At 60.4% G+C, this 17,102-nt stretch carries 9 protein-coding genes; all 9 read right to left on the minus strand.

From position 1 onward, the window contains the following. Positions 1-148: 148 nt before the first annotated feature. Positions 149-1,612, minus strand: coding sequence for an efflux transporter outer membrane subunit (locus tag JOE34_RS19315; RefSeq protein WP_004417842.1), 1,464 nt, complete (start codon positions 1,610-1,612; stop codon positions 149-151). Next, the gene (locus tag JOE34_RS19320; protein ID WP_004417843.1) at positions 1,609-4,716 is read right to left on the minus strand and encodes an efflux RND transporter permease subunit; all 3,108 of its coding nucleotides are present in this window, start codon (positions 4,714-4,716) and stop codon (positions 1,609-1,611) included. Before JOE34_RS19320 ends, JOE34_RS19315 begins: the two co-directional genes overlap by 4 nt. After that, positions 4,713-7,823: an MdtB/MuxB family multidrug efflux RND transporter permease subunit gene (locus tag JOE34_RS19325; protein WP_004417844.1), complete on the minus strand. Its 3,111-nt coding sequence runs from the start codon at positions 7,821-7,823 to the stop codon at positions 4,713-4,715. The genes JOE34_RS19320 and JOE34_RS19325 overlap by 4 nt, the downstream gene beginning before the upstream one ends. Next, entirely contained in the window at positions 7,820-9,124 is a 1,305-nt protein-coding gene (locus tag JOE34_RS19330) for an MdtA/MuxA family multidrug efflux RND transporter periplasmic adaptor subunit (RefSeq protein WP_004417845.1), read from the minus strand. The genes JOE34_RS19325 and JOE34_RS19330 overlap by 4 nt, the downstream gene beginning before the upstream one ends. Positions 9,125-9,276: 152 nt before the next feature. After that, entirely contained in the window at positions 9,277-9,777 is a 501-nt protein-coding gene (gene tpx / locus JOE34_RS19335) for a thiol peroxidase (protein ID WP_003317607.1), read from the minus strand. A 90-nt stretch (positions 9,778-9,867) separates the two neighbouring features. After that, positions 9,868-10,785, minus strand: coding sequence for a LysR family transcriptional regulator (locus JOE34_RS19340; protein WP_046265931.1), 918 nt, complete (start codon positions 10,783-10,785; stop codon positions 9,868-9,870). A gap of 119 nt (positions 10,786-10,904) precedes the next feature. Then, positions 10,905-14,594 carry a translocation/assembly module TamB domain-containing protein gene (locus tag JOE34_RS19345; protein ID WP_046265930.1) on the minus strand — a complete coding sequence of 1,230 codons (3,690 nt, stop codon included), beginning with the start codon at positions 14,592-14,594 and terminating at the stop codon, positions 10,905-10,907. Beyond that, on the minus strand, positions 14,591-16,315 hold the full coding sequence (locus tag JOE34_RS19350; protein WP_024662061.1) for an autotransporter assembly complex family protein: 1,725 nt from the start codon (positions 16,313-16,315) through the stop codon (positions 14,591-14,593). The genes JOE34_RS19345 and JOE34_RS19350 overlap by 4 nt, the downstream gene beginning before the upstream one ends. Before the next feature lie 59 nt (positions 16,316-16,374). Continuing rightward, the gene (locus tag JOE34_RS19355; protein ID WP_003345438.1) at positions 16,375-17,046 is read right to left on the minus strand and encodes a GNAT family N-acetyltransferase; all 672 of its coding nucleotides are present in this window, start codon (positions 17,044-17,046) and stop codon (positions 16,375-16,377) included. Between the last annotated feature and the right edge of the window lie 56 nt (positions 17,047-17,102).

Consider the following 17,102-nt stretch of genomic DNA (forward strand, 5'->3'; position numbering starts at 1 on the left):
GAGCGCGTCCATGCCGATCTTGTGCGGGTGATTGTACGCATTAGCGGCCAAATGTCGCGGCAGCCGGTCGAAAAGATGGCGAGTAGCTATTATTTTTTCGATTAATGCGAACAGTTCACTGGAAAACTGCTTTTTGAACCCGAAATACTCATTCCTGGAGCGTCAAACCTGTCTCGGCATTCCAGCCTCCGCCCAGTGCGGCGATCAATTGAACGCTGGCAATCAACCTGCTTTGCAGCACGCTGAGCACACTGCGCTCGTTGCTCAATGCGGTGGCCTGAACATTGACGACGTCCAGGTAACCAATCAGACCGGCCTTGTATTGATTGTTGGTCAGGCGCAGCGAATCACGAGCCGAGACCAGCGCTTCCTGGCGTACCGCAGCTTCCTGCTCGTATACCTTGAGCTGAACCAGATAGTTCTCGACTTCCTGAAAACCGTTCAGCACGGTCTGCCGGTACTGGGCGACAGTCTGGTCATACACGGCTTCGGTACGATCGACTTCGGCCGAGCGCCTGCCACCGTCGAACAGGGTCAGCGCCAGTTGCGGGCCCACCGACCAGAAGCGGTTAGGCAGGCTGATCCAGTTGGCAAAGGTACTGCTGCTGTAACCGCCGCTCATGCTCAATGTGAAATCCGGATAGTAAGCGGCCTTGGCCACGCCAATGTTGGCATTGGCACCCATCACCGAGCGCTCGGCGGCGGCAATGTCAGGGCGGCGTTCAAGCAACTGCGAAGGCAGGCCTGGCGGGATCTGCGGCAACTGCGGAATCGAGGTGGTGGCGGGCAGATTGAAGTCTGCCGGCGCCATCCCCATCAGGACGGCGATGGCATTCTCATACTGCGCACGCTGCCAGGCCAGATCGATCAGGTCGGCCTGGGTGCTTTTCAACTGCGTCTGCGCCTGCGCGACAGCGTCACTTCCGGAAATACCGGCGCGGTACTGGTTCTGCGTCAGGGTCAGGGAGCGCTGGTAGGCATCCACCGTGGATTCCAGCAGGCGTTTCTGTTCATCGATCACGCGCAATTGCAGGTAATTCTGTACCAGCTCCGATTGTAGACTCAGGCGCATCGCCGCCAGGTCGGCAAGACTTGCCTGAGCATTGGCGGTGTCCGCCTCCAGCCCGCGACGCAGCTTGCCCCAGACATCGGCCTCCCAACTGACGCCCAGTTGCGCGTTGTAGCTGTTGCGAATCCCGGAGGCACTCGTGCCGCTATTCGACGTGCCTGTGCCCTGCCCCGAGCGCGTCTTGCCAGTCGTAAGGTCGAGGGTCGGCAGGAAGGCAGCCCTGGAGCTGCGCACCAGTGTCTGTGCCTGTCGATACTGCGCATCGTACTGGGCGACGGTCTGGTTGGACGTGTTGAGGCGCTCGACCAGCGCGTTCAGTTGCGGGTCCTTGTAGACCTCCCACCACGCACCTTTGGCCATCCCGTCACTCGGCGTGGCCGCACGCCAGCCCTGCGCAGCCTTGAACTGCGCGGGTGCAGCCATCGACGGCTTCTGGTAATCCGGACCCACAGCGCAGGCGCTGAGCAGCACCACACAAAGCCCCAGCGCGAATGGACGAATCAGCCCTGTCGGGCGGGAGGTGAATACCAGGCGTTCGGTCATAGCGGAGTTTCCAGAGCAGCATCGGTACGCACGCCACGCCATTTGTTGTAACGATGGCGCAGACGGTCGAGATAAAGGTAAACCACAGGGGTGGTATAGAGGGTCAGGACCTGGCTGAAGATCAGGCCGCCGATGATGGTCAAGCCCAGCGGCTTGCGCATTTCCGCGCCTTCGGCGGTGCTCAGCAGCAATGGCAAGGCGCCCAGGATGGCGGCCATCGTAGTCATCAGAATGGGCCGCAGGCGCTGCAGACAGGCGCTACGGATTGACTCTTGCGGCGTCATTCCCTGTTCGCGCTCCAGGTGCAGGGCAAGGTCGATCATCATGATCGCGTTTTTCTTGACCACGCCAATCAGCAGGAACAGGCCCAACAGGGAGATCAGACTGAACTCGCTGCCCAGCACGTAGATCGTCAGCAATGCGCCAACCCCTGCGGACGGAAGCGTCGAGAGGATCGTCAGCGGATGAATGTAGCTTTCATAGAGGATTCCCAGCACCAGGTACACCGCCAGCAACGCACCGAGGATCATCCACGGCTGACTCTTCTGCGTGGAAGCGAAGGCGTTGGCGGTCCCGGCCATCTTGGAAATGATGTCGGACGGCAGACCGATGGCGGCAATCGCCCGCTCTATCGCCACAGTGGCTTTGTCGAGGCTGGCGCCTTCGGCCAGATCGAAGGAAATGTTTTCGGCCGCGAACTGACCGTCATGCGATACCCGGTCGTTGGCCAGACTGCGCTCGTAATGGGCGATACTCGACAGCGGTACACGCTGCCCGTCCGCGGTAATGACCTGAACCTGCTCCAGCGTCACCGGGTCCTGGGCGTATTTTGGATTGACCTCCATCACCACCTTGTACTGGTTGAGGCTGTCATAGATGGTCGATACCTGGCGCTGGCTGTAAGCGTTGTTGAGCACTGCCGTGACCATGTTCATATCGATACCCAGCCGCTTGGCCGTGTCACGGTTGACCACCAGGGTCACCTGCTGTGCTCCGCGCCCTTCCCGTGCGTCGATGGCGGTCAGCTCGGGTACCGACTTGAGCGCTGCGACGATCTTCGGGTACCACAGACGCAGGCTGCCCAGGTCAGCGCTCTGCACGATGTATTGATACTGCGAACTGGTCTGCTCGCGACCGCCGCCCAGTTGCAGGTCCTGATCCGGGGCCAGGAACAGCCTGCCGCCCGGCACATGCGGCATGTTCTTGCGCAGACGCTCGACCACTTTCTCGGCAGACAGCTTGCGCTCGGAAATCGGCTTGAGGCGCACGATCATGAAGGCGTTATTGGTGCCACCGCTGCCACCGATAAAACCGGCAACGCTTTCCACCGCAGGGTCAGCGAGAATCGACAGGCGGAAAGTCTCCATTTTAGGCTGCATGACCGAAAACGAAAGGCCGTCGTCACCGCGTACGAAACCCATCAGTTGCCCGGTGTCCTGTTGCGGCAGAAAGGTCTTGGGCACAACCACATACAGCGCGATATTGACCACCACCGTGACCAGCAGACTGAGCAGCGTCAGCCGTCGATGCCGCATCACCCAGCCCAGCGAGCGGTCGTAGCCTGCCACCATTCGATCGTTGACCCGCTCGCTCCAGCGCTGAAAGGCGTTTTCCCCATGGGCTTCGCGCGGCTTCAACCAGCGCGCGCACAACATCGGCGTCAGGGTCAGGGACACGATCAGCGAGACGATGATCGCCACCGACAAGGTGATGGAAAACTCGCGAAACAGACTTTCGACCAGACCGCCCATGAACAGGATGGAAATGAACACCGCGACCAGCGAGACGTTCATCGACAGCAAGGTGAACCCCACCTCCTTGGCGCCCAGAAAAGCCGCTTTCATGGGGTCGAGGCCGTTGTGAATATGCCGGGATATGTTTTCCAGCACGACGATGGCGTCGTCCACCACCAGACCGGTGGCGAGGATCAACGCCATCAGTGACAGGTTGTTCAGCGAGAAACCGAACAGGTGCATGATCGCAAAGGTGCCGACCAGCGAAACCGGAACCGCCAGGGTGGGGATCAGCGAGGCGCGAAAACTGCCGAGAAACAGGAACACCACCATCACCACCAGCACGACGGCAATCAGCAGGGTCATTTCGGCTTCATGCAGCGTCGCCTTGATCACCGGCGAGCGGTCCATCGCGATATTGAGGCTGACACTGGCCGGCAGCACCGCTCGCAGCGCGGGCAACTGCGCCTTGATCTGCGCCACGGTTTCAATGATGTTGGCCCCCGCCTGGCGGTTGACGACCAGCAGCACGGCACGGTCATTGTTGTAGAACCCGCTGTTGTAACGGTCTTCCACGGCGTCGCTGACTTTCGCCACGTCCTTCAGGCGCAACGTCGCTCCGTCCTTGTAGCGAATGATCAGCGGCGCATAATCCTCGGCGGTTTCCAGCTGGTCGTTGGCCTGCACCTGCCAGTTATGCTGGTCGTCCTCCACAAAGCCCTTCGGCCGTCTTACGTTGGTGCTGGTGATCGCCGTGCGCACGTCGTCGAGCGATACACCGTACTGGGAGAGCATCTGCGGCTCCAGTTCGATACGCACAGCAGGCAGCGAGCTGCCGCCGATCTGCACTTCGCCGACCCCGGAAACCTGCGACAGGCTCTGCGACAGGATGGTGGACGCCAGGTCGTAAAGCTGGCCCTTTTCCAGCACTGTCGAGGTCATCGACAAGACCATGATAGGCGCCTGGGACGGGTTGACCTTCTTGTAGGTCGGCATGCTGCGCATCCCGCTGGGCAGCAGGTTGCGTGAGGCATTGATCGCCGCCTGCACCTCCCGGGCAGCGCCGTTGATGTCGCGATCAAGGTCGAACTGCAGAATGATCCGTGTCGTACCCTGGCTTGAATTGCTGGTCATGGTGTTGATGCCGGCAATGCTGCCCAGCGACCGCTCCAGCGGCGTTGCCACCGTGGACGCCATCACCTCAGGGCTGGCACCCGCGAGACTGGCCGAGACCACGATCACCGGGAAATCCATGTTTGGCAACGGTGCCACCGGCAATAAGCGAAAGCTCACCGCGCCGAGCAGCATGATCGCCAGGCTCAGCAGAACGGTCGCGACGGGGCGGCTGATGAATGGCGCTGAGAGATTCATGCGTCAGCCCGTTCCAGTCGGTCCGGATCGGCAGGCTTGCGACTCCAGCGACGGCCAAGGCGGTCGAAGTACAGGTAGATGACCGGCGTGGTGAACAGTGTCAGGACTTGGCTGAGCAACAGCCCGCCTACCATCACCAGCCCAAGTGGTTGCCGCAATTCGGCGCCGGAACCACTGGCGAGCATCAGCGGGATGGCGCCGAACAACGCTGCCAGGGTGGTCATGAGAATCGGTCGGAAGCGCAACAGCGCCGCGTCGTAGATCGCCTGCTCGGGCGCAACACCGCGGTTGCGCTCAGCGTCGAGCGCGAAGTCGATCATCATGATCGCGTTCTTCTTGACGATACCGATCAATAGAATGATGCCGATGATCGCAATCATCCCCAGATCGTTGCCGCTGATCAGCAGAGCCAGCAAGGCCCCCACCGCTGCCGACGGCAGGGTCGAGAGGATGGTGATCGGGTGAATGTAGCTCTCATAGAGCACGCCCAGCACGATATACATGGTGACCACCGCCGCCAGAATCAGCAGCAGCGTGCTGGACAATGACGCCTGAAACGCTTCGGCTGCGCCCTGAAACTGGGTCTGCACGCCAATCGGCATGCCGATCTCCTGCTCGACCTCCTCGATCACCTTCACCGCCTTGCCCAGGGCGATGTCGGGCGCCAGGTTGAACGACATCATCACCGCCGGAAACTGCCCAAGGTGCGCGATGGCCAACTGAGCCTGGCGCTGCTCGACACGCGCCAGGCTGGACAGCTTCACCTGTGCACCATCGGTGGTCTTGACGTGGATCTGCTCCAGCGCCGCCGGACCGAGCTCGCTGCCCGAGGCAGCCTGCAGCACCACGCGGTACTGGCTGGCCTGCGTATAGATGGTGGATATCTGGCGCTGACCGAAGGCGTCGTACAGCGCATCGGTGATGTTCGCAACCGTGACCCCGACCCGGCTGGCCGCATCACGATCAATGTTCAGGTACACCTGCAAACCTTTGTCCTGCAGGTCGCTGGCCACATCCCTCAGTTCGGGCCGCTTGCCGAGCGCGTCTACCAGCTTTTCGCTCCACAACGTCAGCAGTTCGGCGTCAGGCGACGACATGCTGAATTGATACTGGGTACGACTGACCCGGTCTTCAATGGTCAGGTCCTGCACTGGCTGCATGAACAGACGGATATCCGACAGCTTGTCGACCTCGGGCTGCAGGCGCTGGATCACCTCGGACGCGGTCAGGTCCCGTGCTCCGTGGGGCTTGAGGTTGATCAGCAGACGCCCGCTGTTCAGCGTGGCGTTGTCACCGTCCACACCGATGTAGGACGACAGACTGACCACCGCCGGGTCCTTGAGAATGATGTCGGCAAGTGCCTGCTGACGCTGGCTCATCGCTGCGAACGAGACCGACTGTGGCGCTTCCGAAATGCCCTGGATCACTCCGGTGTCCTGCACCGGGAAGAAGCCTTTGGGTACGACGATGTACAGCAGCACCGTCAGTGCCAGGGTGGCCAAGGCAACCAGCAGGGTCAGTGGCTGATGCTTGAGCACCCAGCGCAGCCTGCCCGCGTAGATGTCGATCAGCCAGTCGATCCAGGCACCGCTGGCCCGGTAAAAGCGGCTCTGCTCTTCTTCCTTGGGCTCGCGCTTTAGCAAGCGCGCGCACATCATCGGCGTCAGGGTCAGCGAGACCACCAGCGATATCAATATCGCGACCGCCAGGGTTATCGCGAACTCGCGGAACAGCCGCCCTACCACGTCGGCCATGAACAACAGCGGGATCAATACCGCAATCAGTGACAGTGTCAGGGAAATGAGGGTGAAACCGATCTGCTTCGCGCCCTTGAGTGCGGCCTGCAAGGGCGTTTCGCCCTCTTCGATATGCCGGGAGATGTTTTCCAGCATGACGATGGCGTCATCGACAACGAAACCGGTCGCGATGGTCATGGCCATCAGCGTCAGGTTGTTGACCGAAAAGCCTGCCAGGTACATCACACCGAACGTGCCTACCAGTGACAGTGGAACGGCAATCGAGGGAATGATCGTCGCGCTGAAACGACGCAGGAACAGGAACGTGACCAGCACCACCAGGATGATCGCGATCAGCAACTCGTGCTGAACATCGGTCACCGACGCGCGGATCGTCTGCGTGCGGTCCGTCAGGACCACGACGTCAAGGCCGGCCGGAAGGTTTTCGGTGATCGACGGCAGCAACGCCTTGATCCGGTCGACCACCTCGATGACGTTGGCACCCGGCTGACGCTGGATGTTCAGTAGTACTGCCTGACTCCGATTGGCCCAGGCCGCGAGCCGCTCGTTTTCGGCACCATCGACGATTTCGGCGACATCCTTCAGGCGCAAAGGTGCGCCATCCTTGTAGGCCAGAATCAGGTTGGCGTACTCCTCCGGAGACTTCAGCTGATCGTTGGCATCCAGCATCGACACCCGGGTCGGCCCGTCGAAGTTGCCCTTCGGCTGGTTGACGTTGGAGGCGCTGATCAGGGTACGCACGTCGGACAGGTTTAGGCTGTTGGCGGCCAGCGCCTCCGGGTTGACCTTGATCCGGACCGCCTGCCGCTGCCCGCCGGCAATGCTGACCATGCCCACGCCGCTGATCTGCGAGATCTTCTGCGCCATGCGCGTATCGACCAGATCATTGAGCTTGGGCAACAACATGGTTTTCGAGGTGATCGCCAGGGTCAGAACCGGTGTGTCGGCCGGGTTGACCTTGTTGTAGACCGGAGGCGCTGGCAGGTCGGTTGGCAGCAGGTTGGTGGCCGCGTTGATCGCCGCCTGCACCTGCTGCTCGGCCACATCCATATTGATTTCAAGGCTGAAGCGCAACGTAATGACTGACGCACCGCCCGAACTGGTCGAGGCCATCTGGGTCAGGCCGGGCATCTGTCCGAATTGACGTTCCAGAGGCGCAGTCACGGAGCTGGTCATCACCTGCGGGCTGGCACCTGGGTACAGGGTCATCACCCGAATGGTCGGATAGTCGACCTGGGGCAACGCCGAAACCGGTAGCAAGGTATAGGCGATCAGACCCGCCAGGACGATTGCCAACATACTCAGTGTGGTGGCAACCGGACGCAGGATGAACAGGCGCGACATGTTCATACGTTTGGTTTTTCCACCTTGCCGAGCGCCGCCGACTTGTCGGTCTTGCTGTCAGGCTTGCCTTGCAGCTTCTGAGCCGGGCCAGCCGGCACTTCCTTGCTGTCGTTGACGACTTCGACTTCGGCACCGTCGCGCAGACGGTCGGTGCCCTCAAGCACCACCCGCTCGCCGGCCGCCAGGCCTTCGGTGATCACCGTGGATGTCTCGTCGCTCGGGCCGGTCTTGAGCAGCTTGAGCTTGACCTTCTTGTCACCGTCCAGCACATAGACAAAGGTCCCATCGGTGCCGAACTGCACGGCCGCGGTCGGCACGAGCGTGACTTTTTTCAGCGTGTCGGCGCGCAGCCGCACGTTGACAAACTGATTGGGAAACAGGACCTCGTCGCTGTTATCGAAACGCGCCTTGAACTTCAGTGTGCCGGTGGCCACGTCGATCTGGTTGTCTAGACTGGCCAGTACGCCGGTAGCCTGCATCTTCGTATCGCCACGGTCCCAGGCTTCAACGGGTAGCTTGTCGCCGGTGCGGTAGCGGGAAATGACTTTCGACAGGTCTTTTTCAGGCAGCGTGAACGCCACGGAAATAGGCTGAGTCTGGGTAATCACCACCAGTGCTGTCGTATCATTTGCGGCAACCAGATTGCCCACGTCCAGCTGTTTGAGGCCGACACGCCCGGCAATCGGGGCACGGATGCGACTGAAGTCCAGGCTGAGTTTTGCGTCAGCCACAGCAGCCTGATTGGTCTTGATCGTGCCCTTGTATTGATTGACCAGCGACTCGGCAGTGTCGAGGGTCTGCTTGGCGATGCTGTCCTCGGCAAACAAGCCTCGGTAACGCTGCACGTCGAGCTGAGCGTTCTTGAGCAGCGCCTGGTTGGTGGCCAGCGTACCTTCGGCCTGCTGCAACGCCACCTGATAGCTGCGCGGATCGATTTCAGCCAGCAGATCACCCGCCTTGACCATCTGCCCTTCCTGGAAATAAATCTTCACCAGCTCCCCTGCCACGCGGCTGCGCACATTGATGGTGTTCATCGCCGTCACGGTGCCAAGCGCTTTGTAGTAGATCGGAAAATCACCTTCGGTAGCCGGGGCCACACGCACCGGAACCGCGACAGCCGATCCGCCGAAGCCAGGACGTGCCATCCCGCTCGTTGCAGGCTTCTTGTTGCTATCGGCCCCCTTGCCGGAAGTGGACGCAGGCCAGAACCACCAGCACAAGGCGACAATGACCAACAGGACCAACAAACTGATCAACCAGCGACGGGATTTACGGGAGCCAGACGATTGCATGAATAAATCAACCATTACAGGTGGGGGTTTGTTCAGAAGGCTGAACAATAAGCACAGTTACGTTACAAGCAAAGCGCCTTTACCAAGCGCTTACTTTGGATAAACGTATGAAGCACAAACAAAAAAACGGCCTGAGCGGATTCAGGCCGTCGACAGGTTGCGGAAAGTTACTTCAGCACAGCCAATGCAGCGTCATAGTTGGGCTCGCTACCGATCTCGGCAACCAGTTCGCTGTGCAGCACTTTGTCGTTTTCGTCCAGCACTACCACGGCGCGCGCAGTCAGACCCGCGAGCGGGCCGTCTGCAACGGCAACACCATAATTCTGAGCAAAATCAGCACTGCGGAACGAGGACAGGTTCTGGACATTCTCCAGCCCTTCGGAGCCGCAGAACCGGGCCTGGGCGAACGGCAGGTCAGCCGAGATGCACAGAACCACGGCGTTGCTCAGGTCATTGGCCTGGGTGTTGAATTTACGTACCGAAGTGGCACAGGTCGGCGTATCGACGCTAGGGAAGATGTTCAATACCTTGCGCTTGCCGGCGAAGGAAGCCAGGGTTTTATCCGCAAGACCTGCGCCAACCAGCGTGAAATCGTGTGCCTTGCTACCGACTTCAGGCAGGTTGCCACTGACCTGAACGGGGCTGCCTTTGAGGGTCACTTGAGCCATGAAACACGTTCCTTTTCAAAATGGATGAAAGAGCCGGAAGTTAAACACGAAAGTGTGCCGCGGCCTATATGGGATAATTCTGAATTTTTTTCAGGAAACCAGTCTGTCCCTAATATCTGTGTGGGCACACAATTCCACCAGCCAATCAACGAATACCCTGACCCGTCGTGATAACTGTCGATGCGGGGGGTAAAGCGCCGTCAGTGGCAGCGGCGGCGGACGATGCAATCGCAATACTTCCACCAGTACACCGCTGCGCAATTGCGCGGCGACATGGTAGCGCGGCACCTGAATCAGGCCGAATCCGGCTTCGCACGCCGCGACATAGCCATCGGCACTGTTGACAGCGATCGAGCAGGCCGATGCATGTTCAACGCCCATGCCATCGGCCATGAACTCCAGCCCATAACGCTTGCCAGTGCTGGTCGAAAAATATTCGATTACTTGATGTTGCACGAGCTCCTGCAGGTTCAGTGGCGTGCCGTGCTGCTCCAGATACTCACGACTGGCGCAGGTAATCTGGGTCAGACTGCCCAGTGGCCTGGCCACCAGTGTTTCATCCAGTGCCGCGCCGGCACGCAACACGCAGTCCACGCCTTCGCGGATCAGATCCACCGGCCTGTCACTCATGCCGATCTCAAGACGGATCTGCGGATAGCGCCGGCTGAATTCAGGCAACGCCGGGATGATGATCATGCGCCCCAGACTGACCGGCAGATCGACACGCAACAGCCCCTTGGGCTCGGCCCCGGTCGCCGAGAACGATGCCTCGGCATCGTCCAGATCGGCCAACAGGCTGACGCAGCGCTGGTAATAGGCCTTGCCGTCCGGGGTGGCACTGACCTGACGCGTCGTCCGTTGCAAAAGCTGTACGCCCAAATGCGCTTCCAGCTGTTTGATCAGGATCGTCACCGAGGCACGCGGCATGTGCAGACTCTCGGCTGCTCTGGCAAAACTGCCCAGTTCGACGATACGGGTGAACACGCGCATGGCGTTGAATCGATCCATGATGACCGGCAACCTGAAGGTAGATGAGGTGTGAAGGGACTTGCAGGTGCAAGAGGGACGTCCGGGAAAGACCAGGCGGCTGGACGCCAGACCATGCCATTACCGCCGCCGGCCCTCGCTTAGAAGTCCCTTTTATAAAAAATATCCAGTGAGCTGGCAACACCGCTCGCGGCCTCCAGGTACACACGCTTGCTGAGCAGATAGCGCAAGGCGATGGTATTGGCCGGTTCAAACACGCCTACGCCATAGCGCAGGCTGAGCTTGTCGGTGATCTTGCCGCTGGCAACCACGTTGGTCTTGTCGCCGGTTCCCGAGGTGTCCAGCTCGAAGTCCTTGATACCCAGATTATCCGCGAGCTTGCCGGTGGTCGACGAGCTGCCTGCTACACCCAGCGCCAGCGCGGCCTGAGCAACCATGTTGTTGTCTTCGCCGGAAGTACTGAGCGGTCTGCCCATGACCAGATAGGAGAGCGCCTGCTCCTGGCTCATCGCAGGTTCGGAGAACACCTCGGTGGTAGGCTGCTCGGCACTGCCGGTCAGACGGATACCGGCAATCACGTCGTCGGTCTGCCGAATCGCTTCAATGTCCAGATAAGGCTGGTCGACCGGGCCGGCAAACAGCAAGCGCGCCTTGCGAATGGTCAGCCGCTGCCCGTAGGCACGATAACGACCATCGTTCAGGTTCAGTTCGCCACGGGTGTCCAGGTTGTCACCGATGTGCACATGCCCGACTAGATTGGCGGTGAGCCCGAACCCGCTGAAGCTGAGCTTTTCCTGGCCGACGTCCACATCGATGTCCATCGCCACAGCCAGCGGCGGAGCGCCCTGCTCGGTCTGCTGTCCAACGATCACCGTGTCGCCGGAGAGCTTCACAGTAGAAGGCGGCAACTCGCGTATCGTAATCGCGCCCTTGGGCACCAGCACCTTGCCGGAGATGGCCAGTCGCTCTCCCTGCATGGAGATTTTCAGGTCAGGCGCAGCCTCTACCGCCGCATAGGGTTCGACATTGATCGGCAGGCGCGAGCCCTTGAGGCTCACATCGACGTTCAGGCTCTGCCCCCAAGCCACCTGACCACCCAGGCTGCCCTGCCCGGTGCTGCCACTTTTCCAACCGCCGTTGAGCTGTACGCTTTCTCCGGCAATCAACGCCTGGACCTTGAGGTCGTGCAGTTCCATGGGCAGCTCTGCGCCCGCCACTTCACCGCCTTCCAGCGTCACGTTGCCGTTGACCAGTGGCGCCAGCAACGTGCCTGACAACCGGCCATTGCCATTCAGACGTCCATTGAGTTTCTGCACCATCGGCGCGAAAGGACGTGCCACCGAGATATCCAGCCCCGAGAGGTTGAAGTCACCTGCCAGGGTTTTGTCCTTGGCCAGCGGGTCGATCTGCGCGTTGAGCAGCAGCCTTCCCAGCTTGCCGCCGTCGAAGTCCAGACGCGTGTCGATGCGCTTGGGCGCCAGCGTGGTGGCCAGTTTCAGCGTCTGATAAGGGAAGTCCAGCCACTGATTGTTGTTGCGGACCCGCAGCGTCCCACCTCCGGCGTCGATCGTGACCTTGCCGCTGGGGCCGGCTGCCGGGATGTCGAGCTGCACATCTGCATTCAGCGCGCCCTTCCAGGCAAAATCCTGGGGCATCCATTGCGCCAGGCTGTCCAGTGGGAAATTCTTGAGCTGATAACGCAGATGGGGTTCCGGCATCAGGCGCTGATCACCGCCACACAGGCTGGCGGCCCCGGACAACCAACAATGCGCACCGAAGTTGAGGCGGCCATCGGCCAGACGCTCGATCTTCGCCGGCTGCTGCAAACGCCAGTTCTGCCCGCCGCTTTGCACCGTACCGCTGGCCAGTCGGCCTCGCCAATCACCCTTGTCCAGACCACCGTCAAGGCCGATGGCCAGCTTGAGCAATGGTCCTTGCAGGTCCAGTTTCAGTTGCTGGTTTTTGAGCGTACCCTGACCGTCCACCAGCAAGGTGCCCAACTGGGTATCGCCAGCCTGAATACCGGCACCTTTGAGGCTGATGTCCGCGCGCTGCGCCTGATCCAGTCTGGCGTTGAGCGTCAGGGTTTGCAGACGATTGTCTTGCAAGGCGAGCTGGCTGCCCTGCAAGGCCAATTGCCCCTGAGGCGCCTGCAGCGTTCCGGCCAGATCCAGCCGGCCTTTGACTTGCCCCTGCAAGCGTGGCCATAGCTGGGCCAGACGCGGCAGATCCAGGTCCAACTGACCCTTGAGACGCTCCTGCAGACTACCCGTACCTTGAATACGGTTGTCCCCGAGGCGGATGCTCAGGCTGCTGACATTCCATTGCTGATCACGGCCGTCAGCCTTGGCTTGCAGCAGCGCCGGCTGACCACGCAGGCGCCCTTTCAAATCGAGATCGGCGCTGAGTTCAAGCTGCTCGTTGCGCATCTGACCTTTGCTGCGCAACGGGCCTGCCAGAGTGCCGGGCAGTTCGGCAACCCAGAATGAAGGGTCCAGCGCACTCAGGTCCAGAGCCGTATCCCAGCCGATGCCGTCAGCGAATTGCAGGTTCAGGAAACCACTGGCCTTGCCCTGCCCGGCGACCAGTTCCAGTTGCGGCAGATGAATCTCCTGCAGGTTGCCGCTGAACGGGCTGACCAGGGTGAATGCACCGGCAGGCCCTTTGAGGCTGGCGTTGAAATTGCCGAGGTAATTGCCATCGGTATAGGAAATATCACCCTTGAAGGCATGCAATGCCACCTGAGGCTCTGCCGCCAGTGGATACAGGCGTTGCCAGGGGAAATCCAGCCAGTCGATGCTTGCATCCGCAGAAAAACCGCTCTGCCAGTTCATCTTGCCGTTGATGGCCAGACGCTGCTGATCATCGGCGGCCAGATCGAGTGCGGCGATGGTTGCGCCGTTGGCATCCACATTTCCTTTCAATGACAACGCAACCGGGCCTTTTTCTGCGGGCAGGCTGGCGCTGCCATCTATCAGATAGCCCGAGTCAAGATTGCCCTCGGCCGTCAGCAGTAACTGCTCCAGCTGCACCGTATCAGGCAATGCAGCGCTGGGTTTGAAGTGCTCGGCAGTCAGCTTGATGCGTGCCGGAAGGTGCTCGGCCAGGGGCTGCAACTCGCCGGTCAGCAAACCCGGCAGATAACCGCTGCTGTCCGCCTTGAGCTGCAGCGTCTTCAGCAGGTCGCCCTGAATATCCAGCGCCAGCGTCCAGGGCTGGCCATCCTGTGGCGGAAGTTGCAGTTGACCTTGAACGCTGAGTGGCCAGTCGCCCTCGGGTTTCAGCAGGCCACTGAGGTCCAGCACCAGCGCATCACGTTGCAGGTGCGCACTGTCGATCTTCAAGCCTTCTGCGGTCCAGTGCGCTGCCAGCTTGAGATCGCGCAATTGTTCGACGCCATCCAACTGCACACCGCCTACCTGTATATCACCCAGTTGCAGCGCCAGCGGCAGCCTGAGCGTCGGTAACTGGATCGGGCCGTCGCTGGCGGGCGTATCGCTCGGCGGGAAGTGCATCAGCACCTGCTGCGCATGCAGACGGTCGATGCACAGCGTCATCTTCAACAGACAGGCAGGCGTCCAGGCGAAATCGACGGATTGAACCTCGACGCGATCTGCGCCCTGCTGCCATACCAAACGCTCGGCGCTCCACTGGCTACCCAGTCGTCCCTGAAAGCTTTCCAGTTGTACACCGGGCACCCGAGCCAAGGCCCACTGACTGCCCGTATGAGTGCCCAGTAGCAGCGCGACACTGATGACCACCAGCAGCAGTAATGCAACAAGTCCCAGCCCGACGATCTTGGCGCCGCGGGTGATGTTCGCCTTGTTCAAAGCTCCGGCCCCATCGAAAAGTGCAGACGGATTCCGCCTTCATCGTCCAGCGCGTGGGCCAGATCGAGACGCAGAGGGCCCACTGGAGATACCCAGCGCACGCCGAAACCAACCCCGGTTTTCAGGTCTGGCTTGTCCAGGCTGTTGAACGAGTTGCCCTGATCGATGAAGGTCGCCAGGCGCCATTTATCAGCAATGGAATATTGGTATTCGACGCTGCCGGCAAACATGTATCGCCCACCGATGCGGTCGCCGTCGGAATTGGTCGGTGACAGCTTCTGATAGTCATAGCCGCGCACGCTTTGATCACCGCCGGCAAAAAAGCGCAGCGATGGTGGTATCGAGGTGTAACCGTCGGTGAGGTTGCCGCCAAACTGCACACGACCGAGAAAGCGGTGATTTTGCGCGACGGTCGTCAGCCCTTTGAGCAGCACATTGGCATGCACTAGGTTGGCGTCAGACAACATGCCCTCCTTGGCCACCTGCGTGTCGAATTGCAGGCGGTAACCCTGGTGCGGGTCGATACGGTTGTCACTGCGCAGGTACGAGTAACTGATACCGGGCATCAGCAACGTGCTGAGGCCGGCGTCGTCGCCCAGGCGGTATTCTTCACGCTGCCACTTCAGGGATATGACCCGCTCCCAACCGCTGGGCAGCTTGCTGTGCCATTCAGGCCCGGCAGTCAGCAACTTGCTGAGGCTGTCGGTTCCGGCGATCTCTTCATACTGATACCCGCCGGCGTAGCGCAATTTGTCGGTCAGCGGCGGGTCGAGGGGCACGTCGTACCACAGACCGACATTTTGCCGTGGCGCGGAGATCTCGGATTCGAAGCCATAGCTGTGGCCCTGCGGGTTGGCCCAGTGCCGGGTCCAGTTGGCTTTGCCTCGCGGGCCGACGTCGGTCGAATAGCCCAGCCCCAACCCCATGGTGCGAGGTTTGCGGGTTTCGAGCTGGACGGTCACCGGAATGACCTGGTTTTGCGCTGCGGTGGGCGCCGCATCGACCCGTACGCCCTCGAAATAGCCGCTGCCCTGCATAGCTTGGGTCAGTTCGGCAATCAGTTGGGAGTCGTAAGGCGTGTTTTCCTTGAACGGCACCATGCGTTTGAGCAGATCGTCATCAAATGGCGCGTCGCCACTGAACATGACCTTGCCGAGCGTGTAGCGCGGTCCGCTGTCATAAACCAGTTCGATATCGGCCACACCGGCCCGCGGATCGATGGCCAGACGCTGGCTGGTGAAGTGGCCACTGAAAAATCCGTAGCGCGAGGCCTGATTCTGGATCAGGCGCTTGGCGTCTTCATAATTGCCGTGATTCAACACCGCGCCGGTTTTCAGGGCGTCGCTGCTGGGCACACGAAAGGCCTTCATCGCTGCCGCCGGCCCTTCGACCCGAATCACCACGTTGCGCAGATGAATGGGTTCGCCCGGCTGGATATTGATCACCAGGCTGGGCTGCTCTCCATCCTTGATTTCACTGTCGATCTGCGCCTGGTAATAACCCAGCGCCTGAGCGGCTTTTTCCGCCTGCTGCTCGGCGCCAAGGCTGAAGTTGCGCAATGCCTGGACATCACGCTCGCCCAGATCACCGACATACCCTTCGACGTTGGCCTTGAGTTGCGGATTGGCAGGCTTGATCCTGACATCTAGGCGGGCCTGGGCAAGCGCGGCCGCACTCATGGTCATCAGGAACACGCTGCTGAATAGTCTGAAGAGCTTCATGGGCGTAGATGCTACCACGATCGACAGGCTGCACTGGAAGCCCACGAATTGTCGGATATTCAGGCCATTACGTCAGGGACCGGCAGTGATACCTGAGGGTTGGGATGAAAAAATACATGCTCTCGGACAGGCCCTACAGCAATTTCACCGATCTCTTCGTAGCCCTGTCGCTTATAGAACTCCAGATAACGCGGATTGCCGGTGTCTACCACGATGCCCTGGGAGTGTTCATCCACTGCGCACCAGTCGTGCAACGCGGCCAGCAGCTGCTCGCTCAGGTCCTGACCGAGCTTCTGCCCCTGAAACTCCGGATCAAGGCCGATCAACGGCAGCACATGCACGGTTTCCGACGGTACGCAGGCAAGAACTGCGTTGTAATACGCCAGATAACGCTGGGTGCAACCCAGACCTGTGTCCATCACCATGCGCAAGCGCCACGCCCAGCTTTCGGTGACACCCAGACGACGCTGCGGCGGCGCGATCAGCGCTACGCCGACCAGGCGGTCCTGCAGAAACAGGCCCAGCGCGGGCTGGTTTTGCAGAAAGTGTTGTTTGACCAATTGGCGAATGGTCGCCAACACGCGTTGCTCGTAGCCCTCACGCTCGGCGTTGAACAGATAGGCAAATGTCGGATCGTGGCGGTAGGCCCTGAACAGCAAGGAGCGGGTTTCACGGGAATAACCACTGTCGAGTTGGCGAATTTCACCCGTGATGGCAGCAGGTAGGGACATAAAGGGCCTCGTGTTAACGGAACTGCGTCTGGCGCAGCGGTTTTGGCAAGCAGGCT

The sequence above is a fragment of the Pseudomonas sp. PvP028 genome (genome assembly GCF_017832255.1).
Lineage (GTDB): Bacteria > Pseudomonadota > Gammaproteobacteria > Pseudomonadales > Pseudomonadaceae > Aquipseudomonas > Aquipseudomonas syringae.